21 protein-coding genes are annotated in these 26,374 nt (G+C 65.8%); 18 read left to right on the top strand and 3 right to left on the bottom strand.

Translation table 11 applies throughout. The features are described from left to right. The first annotated feature begins 270 nt into the window (after positions 1-270). On the top strand, positions 271-1,386 hold the full coding sequence (locus FJV77_RS22725) for an anhydro-N-acetylmuramic acid kinase (protein WP_142868848.1): 1,116 nt from the start codon (positions 271-273) through the stop codon (positions 1,384-1,386). Here the strand turns inward: FJV77_RS22725 and FJV77_RS22720 are convergent. Further along, entirely contained in the window at positions 1,383-1,808 is a 426-nt protein-coding gene (locus tag FJV77_RS22720; protein WP_142868847.1) for a GNAT family N-acetyltransferase, read from the bottom strand. The genes FJV77_RS22725 and FJV77_RS22720 overlap by 4 nt on opposite strands. 73 nt (positions 1,809-1,881) lie before the next feature. After that, entirely contained in the window at positions 1,882-3,060 is a 1,179-nt protein-coding gene (locus FJV77_RS22715; RefSeq protein WP_142868846.1) for an MFS transporter, read from the bottom strand. 48 nt (positions 3,061-3,108) lie between these two features. On the opposite strand from FJV77_RS22715, the gene FJV77_RS22710 reads away from it, so the two are divergent. The 6 genes from FJV77_RS22710 to FJV77_RS22685 all read left to right on the top strand — a co-directional run bounded on the left by FJV77_RS22710 (position 3,109) and on the right by FJV77_RS22685 (position 11,183). After that, a complete protein-coding gene (locus FJV77_RS22710; protein ID WP_142868845.1) occupies positions 3,109-3,648 on the top strand; it encodes an Lrp/AsnC family transcriptional regulator in 540 nt (179 codons plus the stop codon). 98 nt (positions 3,649-3,746) lie between these two features. Continuing rightward, entirely contained in the window at positions 3,747-5,159 is a 1,413-nt protein-coding gene (locus tag FJV77_RS22705) for an SWIM zinc finger family protein (protein WP_142868844.1), read from the top strand. After that, positions 5,156-6,595, top strand: coding sequence for a DUF5691 domain-containing protein (locus FJV77_RS22700; protein WP_142868843.1), 1,440 nt, complete (start codon positions 5,156-5,158; stop codon positions 6,593-6,595). The genes FJV77_RS22705 and FJV77_RS22700 overlap by 4 nt, the downstream gene beginning before the upstream one ends. Positions 6,596-6,614: 19 nt before the next feature. Beyond that, the gene (locus tag FJV77_RS22695) at positions 6,615-7,694 is read left to right on the top strand and encodes an AAA family ATPase (RefSeq protein ID WP_142868842.1); all 1,080 of its coding nucleotides are present in this window, start codon (positions 6,615-6,617) and stop codon (positions 7,692-7,694) included. 4 nt (positions 7,695-7,698) lie between these two features. Continuing rightward, the gene (locus FJV77_RS22690; RefSeq protein ID WP_142868841.1) at positions 7,699-9,951 is read left to right on the top strand and encodes a DUF5682 family protein; all 2,253 of its coding nucleotides are present in this window, start codon (positions 7,699-7,701) and stop codon (positions 9,949-9,951) included. 2 nt (positions 9,952-9,953) lie between these two features. Next, entirely contained in the window at positions 9,954-11,183 is a 1,230-nt protein-coding gene (locus FJV77_RS22685; protein WP_142868840.1) for a VWA domain-containing protein, read from the top strand. Positions 11,184-11,208: 25 nt separating this feature from the next. On the opposite strand, the gene tssH is transcribed toward FJV77_RS22685, so the two are convergent. Further along, positions 11,209-14,025, bottom strand: a complete 2,817-nt coding sequence (gene tssH, locus FJV77_RS22680) for a type VI secretion system ATPase TssH (protein ID WP_142868854.1) — start codon at positions 14,023-14,025, stop codon at positions 11,209-11,211. A 326-nt stretch (positions 14,026-14,351) separates the two neighbouring features. Between tssH and tssA the strand changes: the two genes are divergently transcribed. The 11 genes from tssA to icmH are packed head-to-tail and all read left to right on the top strand — an operon-like array spanning position 14,352 to position 26,374. Continuing rightward, entirely contained in the window at positions 14,352-15,530 is a 1,179-nt protein-coding gene (gene tssA, locus FJV77_RS22675; RefSeq protein WP_142868839.1) for a type VI secretion system protein TssA, read from the top strand. Between the two features lie 6 nt (positions 15,531-15,536). Then, a complete protein-coding gene (gene tssB / locus FJV77_RS22670; RefSeq protein ID WP_142868838.1) occupies positions 15,537-16,076 on the top strand; it encodes a type VI secretion system contractile sheath small subunit in 540 nt (179 codons plus the stop codon). 3 nt (positions 16,077-16,079) lie between these two features. Further along, on the top strand, positions 16,080-17,588 hold the full coding sequence (tssC, locus tag FJV77_RS22665; RefSeq protein WP_112565910.1) for a type VI secretion system contractile sheath large subunit: 1,509 nt from the start codon (positions 16,080-16,082) through the stop codon (positions 17,586-17,588). Positions 17,589-17,642: 54 nt separating this feature from the next. Further along, a complete protein-coding gene (locus FJV77_RS22660) occupies positions 17,643-18,092 on the top strand; it encodes an Hcp family type VI secretion system effector (protein ID WP_023673716.1) in 450 nt (149 codons plus the stop codon). Beyond that, positions 18,079-18,834 (top strand): type VI secretion system baseplate subunit TssE, encoded by a 756-nt coding sequence (tssE, locus tag FJV77_RS22655; RefSeq protein ID WP_112565916.1) that lies wholly within the window; start codon positions 18,079-18,081, stop codon positions 18,832-18,834. Before FJV77_RS22660 ends, tssE begins: the two co-directional genes overlap by 14 nt. A 1-nt stretch (position 18,835) precedes the next feature. After that, complete coding sequence (gene tssF / locus FJV77_RS22650) at positions 18,836-20,710, top strand: type VI secretion system baseplate subunit TssF (RefSeq protein WP_142868837.1); 1,875 nt, start codon at positions 18,836-18,838, stop codon at positions 20,708-20,710. Then, positions 20,674-21,717, top strand: a complete 1,044-nt coding sequence (tssG, locus tag FJV77_RS22645) for a type VI secretion system baseplate subunit TssG (protein WP_142868836.1) — start codon at positions 20,674-20,676, stop codon at positions 21,715-21,717. Before tssF ends, tssG begins: the two co-directional genes overlap by 37 nt. After that, entirely contained in the window at positions 21,714-23,189 is a 1,476-nt protein-coding gene (tagH, locus tag FJV77_RS22640) for a type VI secretion system-associated FHA domain protein TagH (RefSeq protein ID WP_142868835.1), read from the top strand. Before tssG ends, tagH begins: the two co-directional genes overlap by 4 nt. 3 nt (positions 23,190-23,192) lie before the next feature. After that, positions 23,193-23,645: a type VI secretion system lipoprotein TssJ gene (gene tssJ / locus FJV77_RS22635; RefSeq protein WP_142868834.1), complete on the top strand. Its 453-nt coding sequence runs from the start codon at positions 23,193-23,195 to the stop codon at positions 23,643-23,645. A gap of 58 nt (positions 23,646-23,703) precedes the next feature. Continuing rightward, positions 23,704-25,038 carry a type VI secretion system baseplate subunit TssK gene (gene tssK / locus FJV77_RS22630; protein WP_142868833.1) on the top strand — a complete coding sequence of 445 codons (1,335 nt, stop codon included), beginning with the start codon at positions 23,704-23,706 and terminating at the stop codon, positions 25,036-25,038. A 4-nt stretch (positions 25,039-25,042) separates the two neighbouring features. Then, on the top strand, positions 25,043-26,374 hold the full coding sequence (gene icmH, locus FJV77_RS22625; protein ID WP_142868832.1) for a type IVB secretion system protein IcmH/DotU: 1,332 nt from the start codon (positions 25,043-25,045) through the stop codon (positions 26,372-26,374).

The raw sequence follows: 26,374 nt of genomic DNA, 5'->3' as shown, positions 1-26,374 counted from the left end.
AAGAAGCTCGCTCTGCGCCAAGCCGCATGACCAGCGACATGGCCGCCCCTTTTTGCAGAACTTGACGCACACAACCCAAGTCATAGACCAAAGCGCCCCTCTCCCCGTCACTATACGGGGAGAGGATGCCGGCAGGCAGGTGAGGGGCAGCGCTAGCGCCCGGGGGAATTCAAATCCTGAAACACTTGCCTTGATCACTACAGGCAAAAGACTTGCCTGCCCGACCGATCCGTCCGACACGTGGTTCAACGGCGATTCGAGAAAGCGACCATGGAACCAATCTGGGCCGTCGGCCTGATGACCGGCACCGTGCTTGACGGCAATATCGACGTCGCGCTGATCAAGACCGATGGCGAGCGTATCGCTGATTTCGGCACCTATACGCTGGCCCCCTACCCCGCAGAGATTCGCGCCCTGCTGGAGGAGACGCTGCGCCAGGCCAGGGTATGGAATTTCGACGGGCCGGAGCCGGCGATCTTCGGTGAGGCCGAAGAGGCGCTGACGCGGGCGCAATCGGCTGCGGTGAAGGCCCTCGTCGAGAGCTACGGCTTGACCATGGCCGATATCGGCGTGGTCGGCTTCCACGGCCAGACCGTGCTGCATCGCGCCCCGGAGCCGGGACGGCGCGGCGACACGCGCCAGCTCGGCGACGGCGAGCTGATGCATACCATCCTGGGCGCCAAGGTCGCCTACGATTTCCGCTCGGCCGATGTGCGCGCCGGCGGCCAGGGTGCGCCGTTGGCGGCCGCCTATCACGCCGCGCTGCTCAGGGAGGCCGACGTCAGCGGCGACACGGCGGTGCTCAATCTCGGCGGCGTCGGCAACATCACCTGGTGGGACGGCAAGGGCAACATCATCGCCTTCGATACCGGCCCGGCCAACGCGCCGCTCAATGATTTCATCAAGGCAAATGGCCTGGGCGAGATGGACCGCGACGGCAGGCTGGGCGCGGCCGGCACAGTCGACGAAGCACGGTTGGCCAAATTGCTGCAGCATCCGTACCTGACAAAACCCTATCCGAAATCGCTCGATCGCTTCGACTTCACTTCGGCGATGGCCGACGGCCTCAGCGCCGAGGACGGTGCGGCGACACTGACGGCCTTCACCGTCTCGGCCGTCGGCAAGGCGCTCGACCTGCTGCCGCGCCGGCCGAAGCGACTGGCGGTCAGCGGCGGCGGGCGCCGCAACCCGACGATGATGGCGATGCTTAGCCGCCGCGCCGGCGTCGAGGTGGTGCAGGCCGAGACGCTGGGCTGGAAGGGCGATGCGGTCGAAGCCGAGTGTTTTGCCTTCCTGGCGGTGCGCGTTTTGCGCGGCTTGCCGATCAGCTTCCCCAGCACCACCGGGGCGCCACGACCAATGCAAGGCGGAAGGCTGGCGGGCTAGGCCACCAGTTTCTTCTGCAGGAAGATGCGGCTGCGGCCGACAGGAAAATCCGGCAGTACACCGAACGGCCGGTAACCTTGCCGCTCATAGACCTTGGCCGCAATGGGATTGAACGTGTCGATCCAGGCGTTCTGGCAGCCACGCGCCAACGCTTCCCGCTCGGCGGCATCCAGCATGTCGCCGGCCATATGCCGGCCGCGCAGGCGTTCGTCGACCCACAGCCATTGCACATAGAGCCAGCCCCAGGCGGTGTATCCCCAAATGCCGGCGACGACAGCGCCGTCCTCGTCGCGCACGAAGACGGCGAGCGGCTGGCGGCCGGAAGGGCCGACATCGCCGTCATTGAACGCTGTCAACCGCTCGGCCAGGAAGGCGAGGTCCTTTGGTGAGGGATCGGCGGTCGTCTCAAGCGTCGTCTTCATCTGGCTTGGCTCGCACGGTGAGCCGAACCTCTAGCGAAGGACGGGATGGGGATGCAAGCTTTGCCGCATCGGCCTACGATCTGATGGGCGAACGCCAGGTCCCCGCCGCGGCCGCGATCAGCATCAGCACGGCGGCGACAATCGCGCAGGCGGCAAAGCCGAATGTCGAATAAAGCGGCCCGAAGCTGGTGGTGCCGATAAACACCGCGAGATAGGTGACCGAACTGTTGAGGCCCATGATGGTGCCGCGGCGCGACGGATCGAGCGCGGTGAGGCGCATCACCAGCACATTCAGGCCGAAATGATTGGCAAGGCCCCAAATGGCGATCATGGCCAGGATCAGCGCGAAATTGCTGCTTGCGAGCGCGATCGCGACATAGACGGCGGCGACCAGCAGATAGGCGAAAGGCATGACGCGGCGCGCGCCGATGCGATCGATGACGCCATCGAGAAAGGCGGCCGTGCCGAAGCCGGCGCCGTAGGCGAGAGCGGCAAGCGCATTTGCGCTGACGGGCTCACCGAGATCCTGGTGCAGATGGTCGCCGAGATAGCCGTAGACGCCGTAAAAAGCGGTCATGAAAGCGGTGCAGGCGATGAGCAACGGCACGATGCCGGGAATGGCGAGCGCACCGAACGGCGTCGGCGCCGGGCCGCTCTTCCTGACGTCACTGAGCGAGGTCATCGACAGAGCGGCGAGCGCAAGTCCTGAGAGCACCGCCACCGCGGCGAAGACGGCGCGCCAATGGACGAGATCGGCAAGCACGGCCGACAGCGAAACGCCGGCCACCATGGAAACCGTCCAGCCGGTCAGCACGACGCCGATGGTGCCGCTTTCGCGGCCGGGCGGCGCGATGGCCGCCGCACTGGCGTAGATCGCCGGCATGGCGACGCCGGCGGCGATGCCGGCGACCGCCTGGGCCGCGACCAGCGCGATCACCGTCGGCGCCAGCGCACTGGCGAGAAGTGCAACCGCCAGCAACAGCAGCGCGCCCTGCAGCATGCGTCGGGCGCCGACGCCGTCGATATAACGGGCGAGGAACAAAGCGCTGGCCGAAGTGCCGAGGCCGAAGGCAGCCGACGCGGCCATCACCGCCGGCACGCTGGTGCCGAAGGATGCCGCCACTGCCGGGGCGATCGGACCCAGAACCAGCGAGTTCGAGCCGATAACGGCGATGCAGCCGGTCAGGAGATAGGCCAGAGCCGGGATCGGTGCTGTTGTTGGGAGCGTTGCGGCTTGATGTGTGTTCGTCATATCGGCATAGTGGCCGAATTAAATTCTGCGACAACAAGGAATTTCGTTATGGATGAAGAAACAGATGGTGTTCTGCAGAACAAGGTAGCCGCCCGCGAGCTCGACGCGATCGACCGAAAAATATTAGGCGTGTTGGTCGAGGATGCAACGATCAGTTACGCCGAACTTGGCGAACGCGTCTGCCTGTCGCCACCGGCGGCGCATGAGCGGGTGAAGCGCCTGCGGCGCAGCGGCGCCATCCGTGGCACAGCCGTGATCATCGACCCCAAGGCAGTGAAGAAGCCGCTGCTCACCTTCGTCCATATCGATACCAAGGGCTGGGGCAAGACGCCGGAGCTGATGGCCGTTTCCCAATACCCGGAAGTTGAAGAGATCCATTCGGTAGCCGGCGACACCTGCATGTTGCTCAAGGTCCGCACCGAGGACACCAGGGCGCTCGAAGGCTTGTTGGCGCGTCTCTACGAAACGCCCGGCGTCACCTCGACGCGAAGCTATGTCGTGCTGTCGACCTATCTCGAACGGCCGGTGCAGCCGGGCGTCACGACGGAATGGCCAACGCCCCGGCACATGGCAACGCCGCTCTATTGATCTGCGCCATCTTCGTCTTGCCGGAGCCACAACAATCCTTCACAAACGGCACCCTATACTGATGCCAGGCATTGATTTGGGGTGACGAGAGGCGCGGCTTGGAATTCGACCTGAAAACCATCGAGGCGCTGGCCCCCGATCAGGCGTCGCTGAGCGCCGCCTCGAAGCTGACCAAGCGTTCGAACTGGCCGAGGCTGGAGAAGAACGAGCAGCAGGCGCTGATCTGGGGGGAGTGCCAGGGCTCCGGCTCCAACCCCTATCGCACCGTGGTCGACACCGGCGACCACGGCTACAAATGCACCTGCCCGTCGCGAAAATTTCCGTGCAAGCACACGCTGGCGCTGATGTGGATCGCCGCCACCGCGCCGGCCAGCTTCACTGCAGCCGAATCGACGCCGGAATGGGTGAATGACTGGCTCAGCCGGCGCAGGAAGACGGCAGCCCAGCCGGCTGATGCAAAGCCGGGCACTGGGACCGGCGCGTCCGGCAAGAGCATCGGCGAGGCCTCGCAGCCCGACGAAGACACCGCAATCGAGGACGCTGCCGCAGCGGAGCGCCGCGAGGCGGCGCAGCGCAAACGGGCGGAAGACACGCGGACCGCGGTGGCGGGAGCGCTGGACGAACTCGACCAGTGGATCGCCGATCAGCTGCGGCTCGGCCTCTCCGCCTTTGCCGATGCCAGCAGCGAGCGCTGCCGCCGGATCGCCGCCAGACTGGTCGACATGAAGGCGACGGCGCTTGCCGGACGCATCGACGAAATCCCGGCGCGGCTGATGGCGCTGCGCAGCGAGGAACGGCCGGATGCGGCGATCCGCGAGCTCGGTAAACTGGTGTTGCTGGCCAAGGCCTGGCGTTCCGCGCCCGACGATCCCGAACTGAAGCGGCTGGTGTCGGCGTCAGAAACTCGTGACCAGGTGCTGACCAATCCCGATGCAAAACAGGTCGACAGCCATTGGGAAGTCATCGGCGAGAAGATCGAGACCCGCCGCGACGGCCTTGTCAGCCATTCGACATGGCTGCTCGACCTCAAGAGCCCGGCGCCGCAATTTGCGCTGCTGCTCGATTTCTTTCCCGCCTCGGCCGGCCGCCGCTCGGCGGCGTTCACGCCCGGCGACAGGTTCGATGCAAGGCTGGCGTTTTATCCGGCGCGCCAGCCGCTCCGCGCGCTGGTGGCGGAGCGCAAGGGCGATGTCGGGTCCGGCGCCTGGCCCGATTTCGGGCCCGGCGCAATCAGGGATCCGCTCGCGGCCCATGCATCGCAACAGGACGTAGCCCCCTGGTCCACCGACTGTCCGCTGATGCTGCCGGCCGGCGCCATCCTGCTCGATGAGCGCGGCGCTGCCTGGTGGCAAGCAGCGCACGATCCGCAAGGGATCGCCCTGCCGGTCGCCGGAACCGTCGATCAGACCGTGCTTGGCCTCGATCTCGCGGCAACCGCAGCACTGTGGAACGGCGCTCGGCTGGATCTCTTGGCCGCGCAAAGCGGCTTCGGGAGGCTCGATCTGTCATGAACGAACTCGAGCAGGCCGGCCTGGCGACAATGCGCGACTGCTGGATCACCGGCGGGACCACATTCGATCTGGCGCCGGCCGCGTGGAAGGAACTTGCCGGCGGCGCAAGCCCGGACGAGCGGGAGCGGCGGCTGCTGGCGATCGCCGCGCAGGCGCTCGACGTCGGCTTGCGGCCTGCCGCGCCGAAGACGCTGAAGAGCCGTCCGCCGCTGCCGAGGCTTGGCTTGCCGCTGCTGCCGGAGCGTCTGCGGCCACTGTTGCGGGCTGCCCTGAAGAACGCCGCCGATGCGCGGCGCAAGTCGCGCGTCGCGACGCTTGTCGCCAGCCGGGGCTACGTGCTCCATCCGATGGACTGGATGCCCTCGGCATCAGACCAGAACAGCCCCGACGTGTATGCGCCATGGATCGACTGGCAGGCCAGCTTGGAGGGGCCGAGGATTGCCCCGCAGGAGCAGCTGACGGCGCAGAACTGGGATGACTTCTATCCCGCCGCGCGCCGCATCGCGCTGGGCGAGATGCGCCGCCGCGATCCGGCGGCGGCCCGTTCGCTGATTGAGACCAAGGCGCCGGGCGAACCGGCGGAGGTCCGGCTGGCGCTGATCGAACTCATGCATTTCGGCCTGACGCCCGCGGATGCGCCGTTCCTGAAAAGCCTGGCCGGCGACCGCTCCGGCAAGGTGCAGGAACTGGCAGGGCGGCTGCTGGCAAGGCTGGGCGAGCACGGCCGCGCCGGCGATGGCGGAGCCGACGATCCCGTTGCCGAACTCGCCGCCTTCATCGCAGAAGGCAAATCCGGCTTCATCCGCCGCCGCACCACCTACACGCCGGCAAAGCTGAAGTCGGCTGCCCAAGAAAGTCGGCGCGTCGACCTGTTTGCAAGCTGTTACCTGGTCGATCTTGCCGCGCGCTTCGGTAAAACAGAATCCGATTTCATCGGGTCATGGCAGTTCGGTGTCGACGACAAAGCCGATCTGTCTCTCGTTCGGATGGTCGCGGTGTCCGGCAGCGATGCCACGGTGGCGCAGATGGCGGATACGCTGGCCGCCGAGGGCGGCAAGTCGGCGCTTTTCGTCTTCCACCTCATGTTGCGTCTGGACAGCGGCAGGAAGCGTACTCTGATCAGGCAGATCCTGAAGGACGCGCAGAATCTTGAAGCGCTCAACCTGGTGGAAGGCGCCGAGGCAAGCTGGCTTGAATGGGGCGATCTGACAAATGGCAAGGCGCTGTCGGCACTGCGCTCCAAGGTTGCGGGAAACGACGAGCCCGCGAAGCGAAGCGCAGACCACGCCCTGGAAACGATAGGCTTTCTTGCCACTGCGGCGACAGCGGAACGACTGATCGGCGACATTGTCGCGGCCGGCATGCCGCCGGCGGCCGCTTCGCTCGCTTTCCTTCGCCTCAACGCAGCCCTGACCGGGCCTGGACCCAACACATGAGCAATCGGAGAACAGCACAATGAACGCAGCCATCCGCCTCCCCGTCGAGCAGGCTTATGCCGCTGAACTGCAGGCTCTGGCGCGCAATGACGACCGGCAGAAGCCGGCGGGCTGGAGCCTGTCGCCAAAGGCCGTGCTGACCTATCTCTTGGGCGGCAAGGCAAGCGACGGCACCGTGATATCGCCGAAATATGTTGGCCGCCGCCGGCTGATGGAAACCGCCGTCGCGACACTCGCCACCGACCGCGCGCTGCTGCTGCTCGGCGTTCCCGGCACCGCCAAGTCCTGGGTGTCGGAACATCTCGCCGCCGCCATCATGGGCAATTCCACGCTGATCGTGCAGTGCACGGCCGGCACCGACGAGAACCAGATTCGCTATGGCTGGAACTATGCGCAGCTTCTGGCCAAGGGGCCGAGCCAGGAGGCGCTGGTGCCGACGCCGCTCTATCGCGCCATGGAGAGCGGCAAGCTTTGCCGGCTGGAAGAGCTGACCCGCATGGGCTCCGACGTGCAGGACACGCTGATCACCGTGCTGTCGGAAAAGATGATGCCGATCCCGGAACTCAACACCTCGATCTACGCCCAGCGCGGCTTCAACATCATCGCCACTGCCAACAACCGCGACAAGGGCGTCAACGAACTGTCCTCAGCGCTCAAGCGCCGCTTCAACGTGGTGGTGCTGCCGCTGCCTGAAGACATGGCCGAAGAGGTGGCGATCGTGGCCAAGCGGGTCGACGAGATGGCCGGCGGCCTCGACCTGCCGGTGCCTAAGAATGTCGGCGAGGAGATCGCCCGCGTGCTGACCATCTTCCGCGAGTTGCGCTCGGGCGCCACCGCTGACGGCAAGGTGACGCTGAAGACGCCTTCGGGCTCGTTATCGACCGCCGAGGCGATCGCCACCATGGTCGGCGGCCTCAGCCAGGCGGCGTGGTTCGACAGCGGCAAGCTCGGCGCCGAAGGCCTCGCCGCCAGCCTTGTCGGCGCCGTCATCAAGGACCCGGTGCAGGACAAGGTGGTGCTGGAGGAATATCTCGAAACGGTGCTCAAGAAGCGTCCCGATTATGCCGGCTATTACGCGGCGCTGAACGCAGCGATCTGAGGTCATGAGCGACGTCGCCTATTTCGGCATCCGCCATCACGGGCCTGGCTCCGCCAGCAGCCTGGTGCAGGCGCTGCGCGACCTGCAGCCGGTCGCCGTGCTGATCGAGGGGCCGAGCGATGCGTCCGCCCTGCTGCCGCTGTTGGCGCGTCCGGAAATGCAGCCGCCGGTGGCGCTGCTCTGCTACCCCGAGGACGATCCGGCCGCGACCAGCTTCTGGCCGTTCGCCGAGTTCTCGCCGGAATACCAAGCGGCAGTATGGGCGGTGGAGAACAAGGCAGCGCTGCGGTTCATCGACCTGCCGTCGTCGGCGCGGTTCACCCCGCCAGCAACCGACAACGTCGACACGACGGACGACGCCGATGCGGCCGAGCTCACCGGCGAGGATGGCGAGGATGGCGAGGCGGCGTCGCATCGCGATCCGATCGGCACGCTGGCTCAGGCCGCCGGCTATGAGGACGGCGAGAGCTGGTGGGCCGACATCATCGAGCAGAACCCGCAGCCGGGTCCGATCTTCGCGGCCATCGCCGATGCGATGACGACGCTGCGCGATGGCGAAGGCACGATCGCACCGTTCGAGGCCAAGCGTGAGGCGCATATGCGGCTGGAAATCGCCGCCGCGCGCAAGGAATTCGATGGACCGATCGCCGTCGTCTGTGGCGCGTGGCACGTGCCGGCTTTGCAGGCCGCGCACACGCAGAAAAACGACCAGGCCCTGATCAAGGGAATTGCCCGGCGCAAGAGCATCATGACCTGGGCGCCATGGACCGGACCGCGGCTGGCACTGGGCTATGGCTACGGCGCCGGCGTCGTCGCGCCGGGCTGGTGCAAGCATCTGTGGCGCACGCGCGGCCGGCGCGACGCAGCGACGCTGTGGCTGGCGATGATCGCGGCGGTGCTGCGGGCGAAGGGCCACCTGGTTTCGACGGCATCGCTGATCGAAGCCGAGCGGCTTGCGCGCACACTGGCTGCCATTCGCGAGCGGCCGAAACCCGGCTTCGAGGAATTGCGCGACGCCGCGATCGCAGCGCTGTTCAACGGCGAGGCACTGCTGTGGGCGCTGGTCGAGGCCGAGTTGCTCCTGGGCGCGGATGTCGGCGAGATTCCGCCCGACACCCCGCTGGCGCCGCTGATCGAGGATCTGCAGCGCAACCAGAAGGCGGCACGGCTGAAGCCGGAGGCGCTGGAGCGCGAACTGTCCGTCGATTTGCGCAGCGAAAGCGGGTTGTTTCGCTCGACATTGCTGCACCGGCTGAACGTGCTCGGCGTGCAATGGGGCAGGTTGGCCGACGCCGGTCGCAGCCGCGGCACCTTTCGCGAAAAGTGGACGCTGGCCTGGGAGCCGGAATATGCCGTGCGCCTGGTCGAGAACCTGATCTATGGCCCGACCATCGAAAAGGCCGCCAATGGCCGCCTGATCCAGATGCTCGGCGCCGCAGTCAGCCTCGACACGCTTGCCGCACTGGTCCAGAGCGCCATCACGGCGGATCTGTCGGAGGCCGCGAGCGCCGGCCTCGCGGCGCTGGAGGCGCGCGCCGCGCACAGCAGCGAATGCCTCGAAATCCTGGCCTCGGTGCCGCCGCTTGCCGACATCATCCGTTACGGCGAGGCGCGCAAGACCGAAACCAACCGGCTGTCCGGTTTGTTGGAACGGCTGATCGTCGAGGGCGCAATCGCCTTGCCTTATGCGGTGCGCGACCTGGACGAGCAGGCGGCAACGACGCTGGTCGGCGCGGTGCGCAAGGCGGATGCGGCGATACGCCTGGTCGAGCCTGGCGAAGGCGTGCTCGATGCCTGGCGCAACGGGCTGACAGGAGTGCTCGAAGGGCAGCGCTCGACGGCGGTGCTCGCCGGCTGCGCCGCGCATCTGCTCTACGAAGCTGGCCAGCTGTCGGCCGAGGACGCCGCCGGACTGCTCGGGCGCAGGCTGTCGCCGGGAACGCCGGTGGCGCAGGCGGCGGGATTCTTCGAAGGCTTCTTCAGCACCGCCGGCCAACGGCTGATCTATGACGAGGGCCTGCGCGGCGCTGTCGATGCCTGGCTCAAATTCCTCGACGAGGAGGCCTTCATCGCGCATCTGCCGTTGCTGCGCCGCGTCTTCTCCAATCTGGACAGCATGGAGCGCCGACGGCTGATCGAGGCCGTGCTCGGCCGCACCGCACGGCTGCCGGCCGGACTGATGCCGGCCCCGGATGGCGGCGAGGGCTGGCGCCGGCATCTGGAAAAGCTTAGGCCCCTGCTGGCGGGCGGAGCGTGACGATGGATGACGAAACAAACGGGGAAGACTCCGCACCATCGGCCGATGGCGGACGCGAGCGCCGCTGGCGGCTGGCGATCGGCGCCGATGACGAGGCTTCCTCAGCCCTTTCCAGCGCCGACAAAAAACTGTCGTCGGCGCTCGATGCGCTTTACGGCGACGGCGCCAGTGCCGATGCCGACCCGCGCAAGCGCCGCGGCGGGCTCGGCCGCTCGGCGCCGCGTGTGGCGCAATGGATGGGCGATATCAGATCGTTCTTTCCGGCGCAGGTCGTCCAGATCGTGCAGAAGGATGCCTTCGAACGGCTGAACCTGAAGCAGATGCTGATGGAGCCGGAATTCCTCAAGGCAATCGAGGCCGACGTCAATCTGGTCGCCGACCTGATTTCGCTGCGCTCGGTGATGCCGGCCAAGACCAAGGACATTGCCCGCACCATCATCGCCGACATCGTCGCCAAGCTGATGCAGCGGCTGGAGCAGAAGACCGCCGAGGCGATCCGCGGCGCGCTCGACCGCTCGCGGCGCACCAACCACCCGCGCCAATGCGACATCGACTGGCCGCGCACCATCTCGGCCAATCTTCGACACTACCAGCCGGAGCACAAAACCATCGTGCCGGAAAAACTCGTCGGCTTCATGCGCAAGCAGCGCCGGCTTGTCGATCTCGACGAGGTGGTGCTGTGCGTCGACCAGTCCGGCTCGATGGCGAGCTCGGTGATCTATGCCTCGATCTTCGCCGCTGTCATGGCCTCGCTGCCGGTGGTGCGCACCAAGCTGGTCTGCTTCGATACGGCCATCGTCGACCTGACCGAGGAGCTCAGCGACCCCGTCGAAGTGCTGTTTGGCGTGCAGCTCGGCGGCGGCACCGACATCAACCAGGCGGTCGCCTACTGCGCCGACCGCATCGAGCGGCCGACCAAATCCCACTTCGTGCTGATCACCGACCTTTATGAAGGCGGCAATGGCCAGGACTTGCTGCGGCGACTGGCGGCGCTGGTCCGGTCCGGCGTCAATGTCGTGGTTCTGCTGGCGCTGACCGATCAGGGCCGGCCGGGCTATGATCCGGTAATGTCGGCCTCGGTCGCCGCACTCGGCATACCGGTCTTTGCCTGCACGCCGGACCTGTTTCCCGACATGATGGCGGCGGCGTTGCGGCGCGAGGACATCGGCGCCTGGGCGGCGGGCGCCGACATCAAACTGATCCGCGCCGAGACGGAGACACCGCAGCAATAGAGCCGCCGCAGGCTCGCTGTGAGACCTATTCGAACGAATAGGCAAACCCGTCCGCGGAAGCGCTGACCGTCACCTTGGTCATCTTCTCGCCGTCGAGCGAACGATTCAGCACGCCACGGCTGAGTTCCGGCAGCAGCGTGTTAGTCAGGATGGCGTCGATCATGCGTCCGCCGGACTCGATCTCCGTGCAGCGCGCCTTGACCAGCTCCATGACGCCATCGCCGATCACCAGTTCGGCGTCGTGGCTGGCGCGCAGCCGCCGGGCGATCTTGCCGAATTGGTGGCGGGTGATGGCTTCGATCATCGAATCCGACAGCGGATAGTAGGGAATGGTCACGACGCGGCCGAGAAAGGCCGCCGGGAATACCTTCAGCAACGGGGCGCGCAGGGCGGTGTCGAGGCCGTCGAGCCCCGCCCTCACCGTGCCGTTGCCGGTCCGCTCCATGATGACTTCGGAGCCGACATTGGAGGTCAGCAGGATCAACGTGTTCTTGAAGTCGATGCGCCTTCCCTCGCTGTCGTCCATCATGCCCTTGTCGAAAACCTGGAAGAAGATTTCGTGGACATCGGGATGCGCCTTCTCGACCTCGTCGAGCAAGATCACCGAATAGGGTTTTCTGCGCACGGCCTCGGTCAGGATGCCGCCCTTGCCGTAGCCGACATAGCCGGGCGGTGCGCCCTTCAGCGTCGAGACGGTGTGTGCTTCCTGGAATTCGGACATGTTGATCGAAATCAGGTTCTGCTCGCCGCCATAAAGCGTTTCGGCGAGCGCCAGCGCCGTCTCGGTCTTACCGACGCCCGATGGACCGCAAAGTAGGAACACGCCGACCGGCTTTTCCGGCGCGCCGAGCCCGGCGCGGCTCGTCTGCACCCGCTTGGCGATCATCTCCATGGCATGGTCCTGGCCGACGACACGCTCGGACAAAGTCTCGGCGAGCTTGAGCGCCTTCTCGGTCTGGCTGGACAGCATTCTCCCCGTCGGGATGCCGGTCCAATCCTGGACCACGGCAGCCACCGCATTGCGGTCGACGGAGGGCAGGATCAGCGGTGTCTCGCCCTGCGCCGTGGCAAGCTCGGCCATGAGTTCACGCAGCCGCACGAGATCGGCGGCCGGGTCGGCTGGAGGCGTGTCGGCATCCGCCGCAGCCGTTCCAGCCTTGGCCTTGGATTTTTTGCTCTTGGCCGTTTCAGCCTTTGCCGTTTCAGCCTTGGGCGGCTCGGCCCTCGGCACCTTGGTCTTTTCCGCGTCCGGCGCTGCCGTTTCGGCGTCAGCCTCGGCGGTTGCTACCTCATCGAGCGGCACGCCCTCGCCGCGCAGCCGCGCGCGCAATTCGAGGATTTCGGCGACAAGCGCCTTTTCGCGCTCCCAGCGCTCCTGCGCAGTAGCGAGCGTGGTCTCAGTCTCGGCGAGCCCGGCTTCGACCCGCGCCTGGCGCTCGGCCACTTCGATGCCGATCGCGGCTTCGCGGCCGATGATGCCGCTTTCGACCTCCAGCGCCTGGCGGCGGCGCAAAATGTCCTCGACCTCGGCCGGCGTGGCATGCTGCGAGACCGCGACCCTGGCACAAGCGGTGTCGAGCAGGCTCACCGCCTTGTCAGGCAATTGCCGCGCCGGGATGTAGCGGTGCGACAGGCCGACCGCCGCCTCGATGGCCTCGTCGAGGATCTGCACCTCGTGGTGCTGTTCGAGCACCCCGGCGACGCCGCGCAGCATGAGAACGGCCACCGCTTCCGACGGCTCGTCGATCTTGACCACCTGGAAACGGCGGGTGAGCGCCGGGTCCTTTTCGATGTGCTGCTTATATTCGGCCCAGGTGGTGGCCGCGATGGTACGCAGCTCGCCGCGCGCCAGCGCCGGCTTCAAGAGATTGGCCGCGTCGCCGGTTCCGGCGGCACCGCCGGCGCCGATCAGCGTATGAGCCTCGTCGATGAACAGAATGACCGGCGTTTCGGAGGATTGGACCTCGTCGATGACCGTCTTCAAGCGCTTTTCGAACTCGCCCTTGACGCTGGCGCCGGCCTGCATCAGGCCGACATCGAGCATGCGCACGCTGATGCCTTGCAGCGGTGGCGGCACATCGCCCTGGGCGATGCGCAAGGCAAAGCCCTCGACCACCGCGGTCTTGCCGACGCCGGCCTCGCCGGTCAGGATCGGGTTGTTCTGCCGGCGCCGCATCAGGATATCGATGATCTGCCGTATCTCCGGGTCACGACCGACGACCGGATCGATCTTGCCGTCATGGGCGCGCTGGGTGAGGTCGGTGGCGTATTTCGCCAGCGCGGACTCCCCACCCGGAGCCCGCCGTGGCGCCTCCGCGGCGGGAGTTGCCGCAGCCGCTGCACCGGCTTCCAGCGACCCCTCCACCACTTCGGCAAAGCGGGCGATGACCGCGTCGGCGTCGATCTTGTCGAACTCGGCGCTGATCTTCGACACCAGGCCTTCCAGCACCGGCGTCTTCCGGCAGGCGAGCACGATATGGGCGCTGCGTACCTCTTCCACGCCGAACTCCAGCGTCGCCAGGTTCCAGGCTTCCTGGATGGCATGGAAGATGTGGTCGGAAAATTCCTCGATCGAGGTTGCGCCGTAAGGCAGCTTGTCGACCGCGCGGGTCATGTCGCTGGTCAGCCGGCTGGCATCGATGCCGGCATCGGCAATGATCATCTGCACGTCCGAGCGCTCGGACAACACCAGTTGCTCGATGAAATGGACAAGTTCGACGTAAGGATTGCCGCGCAGCTTGGCGCTGTCGGCGGCGGCCTTGAAGGCGCGCAGGCAGACCGGATTGAGCTTGCCCACCAGTTCCTTGCGTTTGAAACCCTGCGATGACCGGCGCTGTTCCATCGAACGTGCTCCTGCAATCTGCCCGTCGACAGCCTGCCACATAAGCAGCCGCTTGACAAAGCGCGTCATTCAGCCGGCCGCTTCCCTTTGTGGAAAGTCCCGCGCCATCAAATGCAGACAACCACGAATTTTTCCAATTCTATGCGATGCGCTTCACATACGGGGGCTGGGCAAGCACGCCATAGATTGCGCCATTCGAGATGCAGTTGCACTGGCTGGCATTAGCGCCCGTTAACTTTTGAGCGGTTTGCCGAATTGTGGTAGGGTGCAACCGTGTGCTAACGTTGGGTCACGTACGGTTTTAGAGCCGGTCGCTGGGGGTAGCTGTGATCGATCTCGCACTCTGGCTTGCTCCGTTGGACGGTGAAAATCCGTCAGGCGAAGACTTGCGCAACGATCCGGCCTTTCACGAGCTCGAGCGCCTCACCGAGCCGCAGGTCAAGGTCGTCCATGACGGGCGCAACAAGCCTGCCGCGCAATCGACTATACCCGTCGATTGGCCTGCCGTTCTTGGCAAGGCCGAGGAATTGCGTTCGCATGGCCGCGACCTGCGCCTGCTTGTCATCGTCGCTCGGGCGCTCGCCAATGAAGAAGGGCTCGCCGGGCTGGCGCAGGGCCTGACACTGATCGCGCGGACTTTCGAGGCGCATTGGGAGACGATGCACCCGGCGCTGCGGCCCGGCGGTCAGCCGCGCGACGCAGCCTTGCGCCGCCTCAACGCTCTGGCCGACCTGCAGAACAGCCAGGACGGATTGCTGGCGGACCTCAGGCAGATGATTTTCTTCGCCCCACGACCCATGGGGCCGATTACTGGACGCGATCTGGAACAGGGCGCGCTCGACGATCGAGTCATGCTTCAGGAAGCAGCGTCGGGATTGAATGCCGCCGAAAAGGCAGCGCTGGTCAGCGCGCACGGGCAACTCCTGAACCGGGTGGGCAGCGGATGCGCCGCGCAGATGGATCAGGCCGGCGAACAGATGACGGCATTTATCGCCGATGCTCACGGCGCGATCGAGGCGCTCGACGCGGTCGACACGGCGCTGAACGCGCGTCTTGAGGGCAGCGGCGCTGCCGTCCCGGACCTGAAGCGGTTTTTGCAGCGCATGCTGACGACGCTGGAACGCAATACGGCGGTGGAAACGACGGCCCCGGCGGCGACGAATGGCGCAGCCAGCCCGGCGCCTGCCACGCCAAGCCCGGCAATGCCGGCCAGAAACGGTCATGGAGCCGAGACGATGGCAAGCTACGCAGAGCCAGGTGCGGGGCTCCCCGACAGGATTTCCTCGCGCGACGATGTGGTGAAATGCCTCGACCTTGTGGTGGCCTTCTACGACCGCACCGAGCCGTCGAGCCCGATCCCGCATCTCGCCCGCCGGGTGCGCCGCATGGTGCACATGGATTTTGTTGAACTGATGGAAGATCTCGCCCCGTCGGGGCTGAAGGAATTCCGGCTGCTCGCCGGCGTTCCCGACGCCAAGAAGACTGCCCAGAAGGATGAAAGGTAGCAACACATGCCAGCCGAAAGCAAAGCGAAAGTCATCGAGCGAAATCGCGCCCCGCGCGTGCAGATCGCCTACGATGTCGAAACCTACGGCAGCCCGACGACGATCGAACTGCCGTTCGTCATGGGCGTGATGGCCGACCTGTCGGGCGCATCGCAGACCAGGGAAGCGGCAAAGACGGTGCTCGACCGTTCCTTTGTCGAGACCGATGCCAACCGCTTCCCCAAATTCATGGAAGCGCTGGGACCCAGGGTCAAGGCGCGGGTGAAGAACACCCTGCCGCAGGTCGAAGGCCAGGAGCGCGACGAAGAGCTCGCGCTCGACCTGACCTTCACCAAGATGGGCGATTTCGCCCCCGACAAGATCGCCGAACAGGTTCCGCAACTGGCCGAGATCCTCAAGATGCGGCGCCAGCTCGAGGAACTGCTCGGCTTCATGGACGGTCGCGTCGATGCCGAAAAGCGCATCGCCCAGCTGCTGAACAATCAGCCGCTGCTGGCACAGATCGCCAGCCAGGCGATGTCCGACGACGACAAGGGCGAGGAATAGATCATGGCCGAACAGCAAAAGACCGCAGCATCCGTCGCCGAAGCCGAGGCCGTCGATCTCGGCGAATTCAGCCAGCTGCTGGAGAAGGACTTCAAGGTCAAGAAGGACGACAGCGAGAAGCTGCAGCAGCTGGTGCGCAACCTGGCGCTGGCAGCGCAGTCGCGCTCCGAGACGACGACGATTTCGTCGAACTCGATCAAATCGATCAAGTCGCTGATCGCCGGCATCGATAAGATGCTGACGACGCAGGTCAACGAAATCCTGCACGCCCCGGAAGTGCGGGAGATGGAAGGCACATGGCGCGGCCTTTGGTATCTCATCAACAACACCGAGACGGATGCAAAGCATCTCAAGATCCGGGTGATGAACATCTCCAAGGAGCAACTGGCCGACACGCTTGAAGACTATGAAGGCCAGATGTGGGACCAGAGCCCGATCTTCAAGAAAGTCTATACGGACGAGTATTCGATGCTCGGCGGCGAGCCGATCGGCTGCATCGTTGGCGCCTACGAGTTTTCGAACCATCCGCGCGACGTCGGCCTGCTGCGCAACATATCCGGCATCTGCGCCTCGGCGCACACGCCGTTCATCGCCGCCGCCTCACCGCGGCTGTTCCGCATGGACAGCTGGCAGGAACTGCCCAACCCGCAGGACCTGCAGATGATCGTGAACAATCCGGCCTATGCCTCGTGGCAGTCGCTGCGCGAAAGCGAGGACGCCCGCTATATTGGCCTCACCATGCCGCGTGTGCTGGCGCGGCTGCCCTACGGGTCCGAGACCGTTCCGGTCAAGGGCTTCTCCTTCGAGGAGGAGGTGCATGGCGACCACAACAAATATGTCTGGATGAACGCCGCCTTCCCGATGGGCGTCAACATCAACCGCAGCCACAAATTGTTCGGCTGGGGCACGCAGATCCGCGGCGTCGAGAACGGCGGCACGGTGCTCAACCTGCCGGTGCACGCTTTCCCGACGGATGACGGCTCGATCGCGATGAAATGCCCGACCGAAGTCGCCATCGATGACCGGCGCGAGGCGGAACTGGCCAAGCTCGGCCTGATGCCGATCCTGCACCGCAAGAACACCGATCTGGCTGCCTTCATCGGCGCCCACTCGCTGCAGGACGACGAGACGCGTGCCGGACGCCTTGTCGATCCCGACGCCCAGTCCAATGAACGGCTCTCCGCCAACCTGCCGTATCTGTTCCCGGTTTCCCGTTTCGCGCACTACCTCAAGGCCATTGCGCGCGACAAGATCGGCTCGTTCAAGGAACGCTCCGACATGCAGATCTGGTTGACCGAATGGATCAACCGGTACGTGCTGGCCAACCCGGCCTTCGCCGACGACAAGGCACGCGCCAAGCGTCCGCTTGCCGCTGCCGAGGTGCAGGTCGACAGCGTGGAGGGCCGGCCGGGCTACTACAACGCCCGCTTCTATCTGCGCCCGCACTACCAGCTGGAAGGCATCAACGCCTCGCTCCGGCTGGTGTCGGAATTGCCGTCCGTGAAGACCTGATTGCAGCAACCAACCTTGTTTTGTTGAAAGCGGTGGAGAACGAAAATGCCCACAATGAAGATCGACGGTTTTTTGAAAGTTCCGGATATCAAGGGCCCCAGCACGCGCGACGGCCACGACGACGAGATCGAGATCCATGGCGTCGACTACAAGATGGTCGCGCCCTATGACCCCAATTCGCTCTCGCGCCGAGGCCGCGTGTCGATGGGCATGATCAAATTCACCAAGCACTATGACAAGGCCTCGCCCTATCTCGCCAAGGCCCTGTTCGAGAACAAGGCGCTGGACGAGGTCAAGTTCTCGGCGCGGCGGACCATCGACGGCGAGAGCAAGGACTATCTGGTCGTCACCCTGACCGATGCCTCGATCATGGAATACGACATGTCGCAGGCCGACGATGAAGCCGACCTGATCCAGGAGGAGGTCTCCTTCGCCTACAAGAAGATCAAGTTCGTCTATGACGACAATGACGAAGCCGAAATGGATGTCTATGTCGGCAAGTGAGGGGCGTGCAAAGCGCCCTGCCGCGGACAAGGCACAGGCGGGCGGTTCACGGGCCAAGCGCGAGGCAGTACAGCCTTCGCTCTGGGACCGCCTCGTCAACGATTTGCCCGGCCTGAGTTCCGAGATAGACGGGCTCAGGCAGGCTCTGCACGACGAACTCGGCGAGGAGCGCCTCGACGAGTTGCTGGCGGACGGACCGAGGCGCATCGACGCCGACGATGCGCTGAACCCCGATCAGAAACGCCGGCTGCACCGGCTGGCGTTTCAGAACCGACACCGCGGCGAACTTGAAAGCCGCGGCATCGTGGTATCGCCCGACGTGCTGCGCGAGGCCGTGCGGCGCGACATCGAGGCGTTGTTCAACACCGAACGCTTCGAATCGACGCCCATGCTTTCCGATCTCGAGGCCGAGCAGATGACCGACAGCCCGACAGCGCTGGACGACTTTCCGGAGGTGCGCCGCAGCGTCGTCAATTATGGCGTGCCGTCCTTCTCCGGCCGTTCGTCGCGCGACTTCGATCGCGATGTGCTGGCGCGCGAAATCCGCGCCGTGCTCGCCACCTTCGAACCGCGGCTCAAGGAGAGCGCGACGAAGGTCTCGGTCAACCTTGGCGACAAGACCGGTCTGAAAATCGAGATCGACGCGGTGCTGATCATGACGCCGACGCCGGAGCGCATGCGCCTGCGCACGACGATCAATCTCGACAACGGCCTGGCGCGCACCGAGTTCAGGGAAGCCTGAGATGGACCGGGTCTTCGTAGAATATTACGAGGAAGAACTGTCCCACATACGCGGGCTGGCGGCGGAGTTCGCCGACATGCATCCGGCCGTCGCGCGCAATCTGTCGCTGGATACCGTGCCGTGTCCGGACCCCTATGTCGAGCGGCTGCTCGACGGCGTCGCCTTCCTTGCCGCGCGCACGCGGCTGAAGGTGGACGCCGAACGCTCGCGGTTTTCGCGCGCCATCCTTGACGTGCTTTATCCCGATCTCGTCACGCCGGCGCCGGCAACCGCCATGGTGGTGCTGAAGCCCGGCCAGCAGGTCCAGACCATGCTTGCCGGTCATGTCGTCAAGCGCGGTACGCGGCTGGTCTCCAGCCTGCAGGCCGGCCTGTCGACGCGCTGCACCTTCACCACCGCGCAGGACATGACGCTGTTTCCGATCGCGATCAGTTCGGTCGGCTATTTCCAGGATCGCAGCGCACTGGCCGCCGCCGGCATTGGCCCGATCGGCGGCAAGGGCGGCGAAGCCGCACTGCGCATCACGCTTGCCCGGACAGGAAAGGGCAAGCTCGACGAACTGGCGCTCGACCGGCTCGACTTCTATTTCGCCAACCGCACCAAGGCGCCACTGACGTTCGACGCGATCTTCGGCGTCTGCGCGAGCGTCGGTGCAAGACCTGAAGGCAAGGCCAATCCGCTGTCGCCTCTGCCGGCGCCCGAGATGGTGGGCATCGCCGATGCCGAGGCGATGATGCCGCGCACGCGGCCGACCTTCGAAGGCTACCGCCTGCTGCGCGAATATTTCATGATGCCCGAGCGCTTCCACTATGCGCGCGTAACCGGCTTGCAGCCGGTGGTGCGCAAATGCCAGGCGGGGCTTGAGATCGTCTTCCTGTTCAGGCGTCCGGTGCCGGAACTCGCCGATCTGACGCCGGCGGATTTCGAACTTTTCGCGACGCCGATCATCAATCTCTTCGAGCGCGAGTGCAACGTCATCGAGCTCGATCAGCGCAAGACGCGCCAAGTGCTGCACGCCGACCGCACGCGGGCGCGCGACTTTGAAATCTACCGGGTCGTCCGCGTCGAAGATGCTGACGCCGAAGGTCCCGATGCGGAGATACCGGAGCTCTTCAGCCTCGGACAAAACCGTGGCAGCGGCTGGGTCTATTCGACCGAGCGGCGGCCGCGTCGGCCAACCGAGGACGAGCGCAGCCAGGGCGTGACGCGCACCTCCTATGCCGGCGACGACGTCTTCCTGGCGATCTCGCGCCCGGTCCACAGCCAGGCCAACCGGCCGCTGAAGCGCGTCGACATCGTGGCGCTTTGCACCAACCGCGACCTGGCCATCCTCGACGACACACCGACCCTGACGCTGGAAGCCGGCGACCCGGTGGAGACGGTCCGGCTGCTCGGCGCGCTGCGTTCGCCGCAGCCGGCGATCCCCGCGGCGCTGCCGGCCGGAGCCGACGGCGAGTCGCGCGCCGACGACCTGGCCTGGCGGCTGGTGTCGCAGCTGGCGCTCAACTTCCTCAGCCTGGCCAAGGAAGGCCGCGGCGTCGATCCGTTGCACGCGCTGCTCGATCTCTATGCCGAGCGCGGCGATCCCGGGCTTGCCCGCAATGTGCGCTCGATCGTGCGCATCGACTCGCGCGCGGTGATCGAAAGGCTGGCGATCGAAGGACCGATGTGTTTTGGGCGCGGCACCGAGGTGACGCTGCATGTCGACCAGTCGGTGCTGGCAGGACAAAGCACCTTGCTGCTGTCGGGTCTGCTGTCGCGGCTGTTTGCCCGTCATGCCGGCATCAATGGGTTCGTGCGCACCCGCACGCGATTGCTCCAGAAACAGGAGGATGTGCCATGGCCGATGACGCCCGGCAATCGCTACCTGATCTAGAGCGAGCCGCAACCCTGTCCGAGAGTTTCGACTTCTTCGAACTGCTGCGCCGGCTGGAACGGCAAGGCGGCCTGTTCGGCCATTCCGGCCGGCCGGACCGCGAGCCGGCAAGGCTCGGCCAGAATGTGCGGCTGTCCTTCGCGGTGCAGGATGTGGTGGATTTTCGCGAGCCGACGGACAAGTCGCCGGCGCGCGTTACGGTCAACAATCTCGGCCTGCTCGGCCCCGAAGGGCCGATGCCGCTGCATCTGACGCGCTGGGTGCTCGATCGCCTGTCGCAACGCTGGTATGCGGGTGCCGAGGCACGGCAGACGAGCGACACGACCTTCGTCGATTTCGTCAACATCCTGCAGCACCGGATGATTGCGCTCTACTATCGCGCCTGGGCGGATGCGCATCCGGCGGTGCAGGTCGAACGCGGGGTCGGCGGCCGCGTCCGCTCCATGCTGGAAGCGATGGCCGGTATCGGTCTGCCGGGCACGCAGGATGCCGAACTCGATACGGTAAAACTTCGGCAGGCCGCTTCGCTCGCTGCCCAAGTCGACGGCCCCGAGCGGCTGACCCTGTTCCTCGCCGAAGCCTTCAAGGTGCCGGTGGTGCTGAAGGAGTTTGTCGCCGCCTGGCTGACCATCCCCAAGGCGCTGCAGACGCGGCTTGCCGGCAGCTATGCCACGCTCGGCCGAAGCGCCACGATCGGCCCGCGCAGCTTCAGCCGGCAGAGCCGGATCGAGCTGCGCATCGGCGCGCTGAGCTACAAGGATTACAAGGCCTTCCTGCCGGGCGGCGAGCGGCTGAAGCTGTTGAAGCAGGCGGTGCGCGACCTGATCGGCGAGACCATCGATGTCGATCTGAGGATCGTACTTGCGGCAAAGGCAGTGCCGCCGGCGAAGCTCGGCACCGTCCAGCTCGCCCGCACCACCTGGCTGGCGCGCAATCCTGAGCGGGGAGATGCCGATGACATGCGGCTGCGGACCATCGTCGGCTGGCGGGAAGAGGTGGCGGCATGAGCCTGCTGCTGACGCTCGAACAAGGACCACGCGCGCAAGTCACGCGGCAGGCGCGGCTGGACGAGGGTGAACTGGTGATCGGCCGCAGCGCCGACGCCGACTGGCAGATCAACGATCCCGACATGTTCGTCTCGCGCGCCCACTGCAAGATCACCAGCAAGCAGGGCGGCTATTTCATCACCGACACCTCCAGCAGCGGGCTGTTCATCGACGATGCCGCCAGCCCGCTCGGCGCGGGAAATTCGGCGCGGCTGCAAAGCGGCATGCGGCTGCGGCTGGGCGACTATGTCGTATGGGTCGACCTGCAGACAGCGACGACCGAACCGCCGGCCTCCAGGCCTTCGGTGCCGGATGCCAGACTGGCGGCATCACGGGCGCCGGTCAGCCTCGGCGGCGACGATTTCTTTTCGTCTACCACCGAAGAAGAGCCGGGACGGCCGCGACCCGCCGACCTGCCCGATCCGTTCGAGAAGCCGGTGCCCGGCGCATTCGCGCGCGCGCGCTCCGACGAACGCAGCTCGCAGGCGTTCGACGATCCATTCAGCCTCGACCCGGTGGCGACGCCGGCGCCGGGGGCCGCCACCGACAAAGGCGGCGGCAAGCCGCTGTTCGACGACCCCTTCGGCCTCGACTCCACGCCGCTGTCGAGAGAGCCGAGCAGATCCAGTTCCGAAAAGCCGCCGGCCTACGATGACGGCTTCGGTTTTGGCCCTGCCGAGACCACCAGCCTTGACGCAGGCGTGACGGATAAAAGCGCGATCGATACGCCCTCGCCTGCTCCCTCTCCGGCGCCGTGGGATCTGCCGGTCCGCCCGGCCGAGCCATCGCCGCCAACGCCAGCCCCGACCCCACATCGCGCCCCCGTTCGGCAGGTCGCGGCGCGGCTGTCAGCCGGACCGTCGGACGCGGAATTGCGCGCCGCCTTCCTGCGCGGCATGGGCATGGACGAGGCCGATTTTCCCGGCAGCGATCCGGTGGCCGATATGGAGAAATTCGGCCGCGAATACCGGCTGATGATGGAAGGGCTGATGCAGCTTTTGCGCAAGCGCGCCGAAGAGAAGGGCAACGCCCGCGTCGCTCAAACCGTGGTTGGCGCATCCGAAGTCAACCCGCTCAAATTCCTGCCCTCGGTCGACGATGCGCTGGTGACCATCCTGGCCGACCGCAGCCCCGGTTTCCTCGGCGCCGAAGCGGCGATCAAGGATGCGGTGCGCGATCTCGCGCAGCATCACGTTCGCGCCTGGCGCGGCGTGCAGGGCGCGCTCAAGCGCATGATCGACCGCTTCGATCCGGCAGCGATCGAGCAGGAACTGAAGTCGAGTTCGCCCATCGGCAATCTGCTGACCGGCGGGCGCGGCGCCAAGCTCTGGGAACTGTACCAGAAACGCCACCGTGAAATCGCTCACAGCGCCGAGACACGCTTTCTGGGCGAAATCGGCGCTGATTTTAGGGACGCTTATGAGGAGGACTAGGACATGATCGACAGACGCGAATTCATTCTTGCCTTGGGCGCGACAGGATTGCTGACGGCTTGCCAGAGCGGCCCGCCTAAACCATCCGTCATAACGGTCAATCTGGCCGGCGGCGCCGGCATGAACCCTGGACCGGGCGGCGGCGACAGGCCGGTGACCGTCATGGTCCTGCGTCTGAAGAGCACTAGCGCCTTCAACTCGGCCGATTATTTTGCCCTGCAGGGCGGTGCTGGCGCGGCCCTTGGCGGCGATCTCGTCGGCTCCGACACGATTTCCGTCGGGCCCGGCAAGACCGCGTCGAAGACGATCACGGTCGAACCCGAAGTGGCCGCGCTCGGCTTCGTCGCGCTGATCAGGGAACCCACCGGACGCACCTGGCGCACGACCAAGTCGGTTTCGCCGGGATCGAAGTTCACCGTCAATGTGAAGCTCGGCAGCGGCGGCATTTCCGCCTAGCGGCGAAAGGTCCGCAAAGCCGCGCCAATGTGATGAGCAGGAAGCAGAGAGTGCCGGCATGAGCGATGCAAACAGGGTGCTGTGGTCGGAGGGGCTTTTCCTGCGCACCCAGCATTTCCAGCAACAAGACCGCTTCTTCGAGGCGACGGTGCGCGGCGCCTTGCAGGCCGGGCATCTGCATACGTTCGGCTTTCGGACGCTGACGCTCGATCAGGCGCTGCTCGATGCCGGCCAGATCTCGGTGCTTTCGGCGCGCGGCATCTTTCCCGACGGGACGCCGTTTGCGATCCCCGAAACGATGGATGCGCCGCGGCCGCTTGCGGTGACGCCGGAGATGGGCGCGGGGCCGGTGCTGATCGCGCTGCCGCTCGAACCGCCCGGCGGCGTCGGCTTCGATCCTGCCCATGCCGAGCCCTCCGGCGCGCGCTATCGCGGCCGGATCGTGTCGGTGCGCGACGCCGTGCATGGCGGCTCCGACCCGGAGGAAATCGAGATCGCGCGGCCGCAGGCACTGTTGCTGGCGCCGGGAACGGCGGTCGGCGGCTACACCGCGTTGCCGGTGGGCGAGCTCAAGGGCGTGCGCGCCGATGGCGGCGTGGCGCTCGACGATACATTCCTGCCGCCGACCTTGGTCATCGGCGCGGCCTCCTGGTACAGCCGCCTGCTGCAGGAGGTGGTCACCGGCCTCGACCAGATCGCCGAGGCGCATGGCAAGATGGTGCTGGGTGGCCCCGGGCGCAGCGTCGAGGATCTTTTGATCCTCAATCTGGTCAACGCCGCGCGGCCGCGGCTGGCGCATATGCTGGCGCAGGACGTCTTCCATCCGGCCGAGGTCTATATGGAGCTTGCTGGCCTTGCCGGCTCGATGGCGACCTACGGCTCGAGCGCGCGGCGGCTCGGCGAACTGCCTGTTTACGACCACATGGCGCCAGGCCCGGCCTATTCGGCACTGGCCGACGCGCTGCGCTCGCTGATCCTCAGCCTGCGCTACATCGAGCCGAAATCGCGCGCGCTGCCGGTCATGCGGCATGCCACCAATGTGTGGAAGATCCGCATCGACAACCCAAAGCTTCTGGTGGCGAGCCGGATCGTGGTGCGGATCGGCTCCGAACTGTCGGAGGATGCCTTGCGCAAGATTTTCGTCAATCAGGCGACGGTCGGTTCGGCCAGCGAATTCGAAGGGCTGTGGAAATCGCGCCTGCCCGGCATTCCGCTGAAGCCATTGCATTCGCAGCCGCGCGAAATTCCCTATGACGGCGACCGGCTATGCCTCGAGCTCGACCAGAAAAGCGAGCATTGGGCCTCGCTGCTTGAAGCGCCCGGCTTTGTGATCGGCGTTTCGGGCGTACTGCCCAGCGAACCGCAGGTCGACTGTTACTCGGTCAACAGGTGAGATGATGAGCAGGGACGATCCATTCGGACTGTCCGAGGATCGGGAGCGTACGCGCATCCGTCTGAGCGGAGCGCCGACGCCGCGCGCCATGCCGTTGCCGGCCTCGGGTGTGACAGCAAAGCGCTCATCGCGTGCGCATCCGAACGTGCTCGTCAACGCGTTCTCACCCTTGCTGGAATTTGCGCCCGAACTGGAAAACGCGCTGCCGCCGGAAAATCCGGAAGCGCTGCGCACGAGGCTGCTCGACGAGCTCGTGCGCTGCCGCGATGCCACGATGGCGCAAGGCTCGTCGCTCGAGCGCGCCGACCAGGCGGCGTGGCTGGTGGCGGCGCTTCTCGATGACCTCGCGCTGAACACGCCGTGGGGCGGCGCCAGCGCCTGGCCGCGCCAGCCGCTGGTGGTGATGCTGCGCGGTGACGTCGACGCAGGCGCGCAATTCTTTGCCCGCCTCGAAGAGCTCGAGCGCCACCCCAACCGCGACCGCGAGATGCTGGAGCTGCAATATCACTGCATGGCGCTCGGCTTTCGCGGCAAATACCGGGTGCCGGGCCGTTCCGGCGACCGCTCGCTCAATGCCGTGCGCGTGGCGGCGGCGCGCTTCCTGCGCGACAGCGACGCCGAAGGCGCACCGTTGTCGCCCAACTGGAGAGGCGTGATCGCGTCCGACGAACCGCAGCGCTTCATCGTGCCGATCTGGGTGATGGCGGTGGCGGCAGCGGTGATCGCCACAGCCATCCATGTCGGCCTGTCGATGGGCCTGAGCAGCCAGGCGGTCGAGCTTTCGGCGCTGGTGCGTGCCTTGCCGCCGCCGACACGCGCCGACGTCACCCGCGCGGCACCCAAGGCCGACGCTCCGCCGCCTCTGCCGGTTGCCGTCGACTATGCGCTGCTACCGGAATTTCAGAAGGCAGCGCCGGCGGAAACGAGAAGAGCTCTGAGCGGCACGGAGAGCGTCTCGCTGGCCAAGCTCGTTATCCAGGCTTCCAGCCCCGAACTTTTCCAATCGTCGCGTCCGACACTCACCCAGGGCTATGAGCCCCTGATCGAGTCAATCGCCAAGGTGATCCTGGACAACAAGGACCTGATCGGAAAGATCACCGTTGTTGGCCATACCGACAATGTGCGCCTGCAAAGATCGAACCCGCTTGCCAGCAACCAGCGCCTGTCGGAGGCGCGCGCCGAGACAATAGCCGAGCTTCTGATACAAGCCGGCGTGCCGAAGGAGAGCATAACTTCCGAAGGCCGCGCCGAAAGCGATCCAGTGGCCGACAACTCCACGCGGGAAGGCCGTGCGCTCAACCGCCGCGTCGAAGTGCTGGTCGAGAAGAGGCTGTGA

It is taken from the genome of Mesorhizobium sp. WSM4306 (genome assembly GCF_007003975.1).
In the GTDB taxonomy this organism is placed as follows: Bacteria; Pseudomonadota; Alphaproteobacteria; order Rhizobiales; family Rhizobiaceae; genus Mesorhizobium.
The sequence above is the reverse complement of the archived record's forward strand: the minus strand, read 5'-3'. Positions and strand labels throughout refer to the sequence as shown.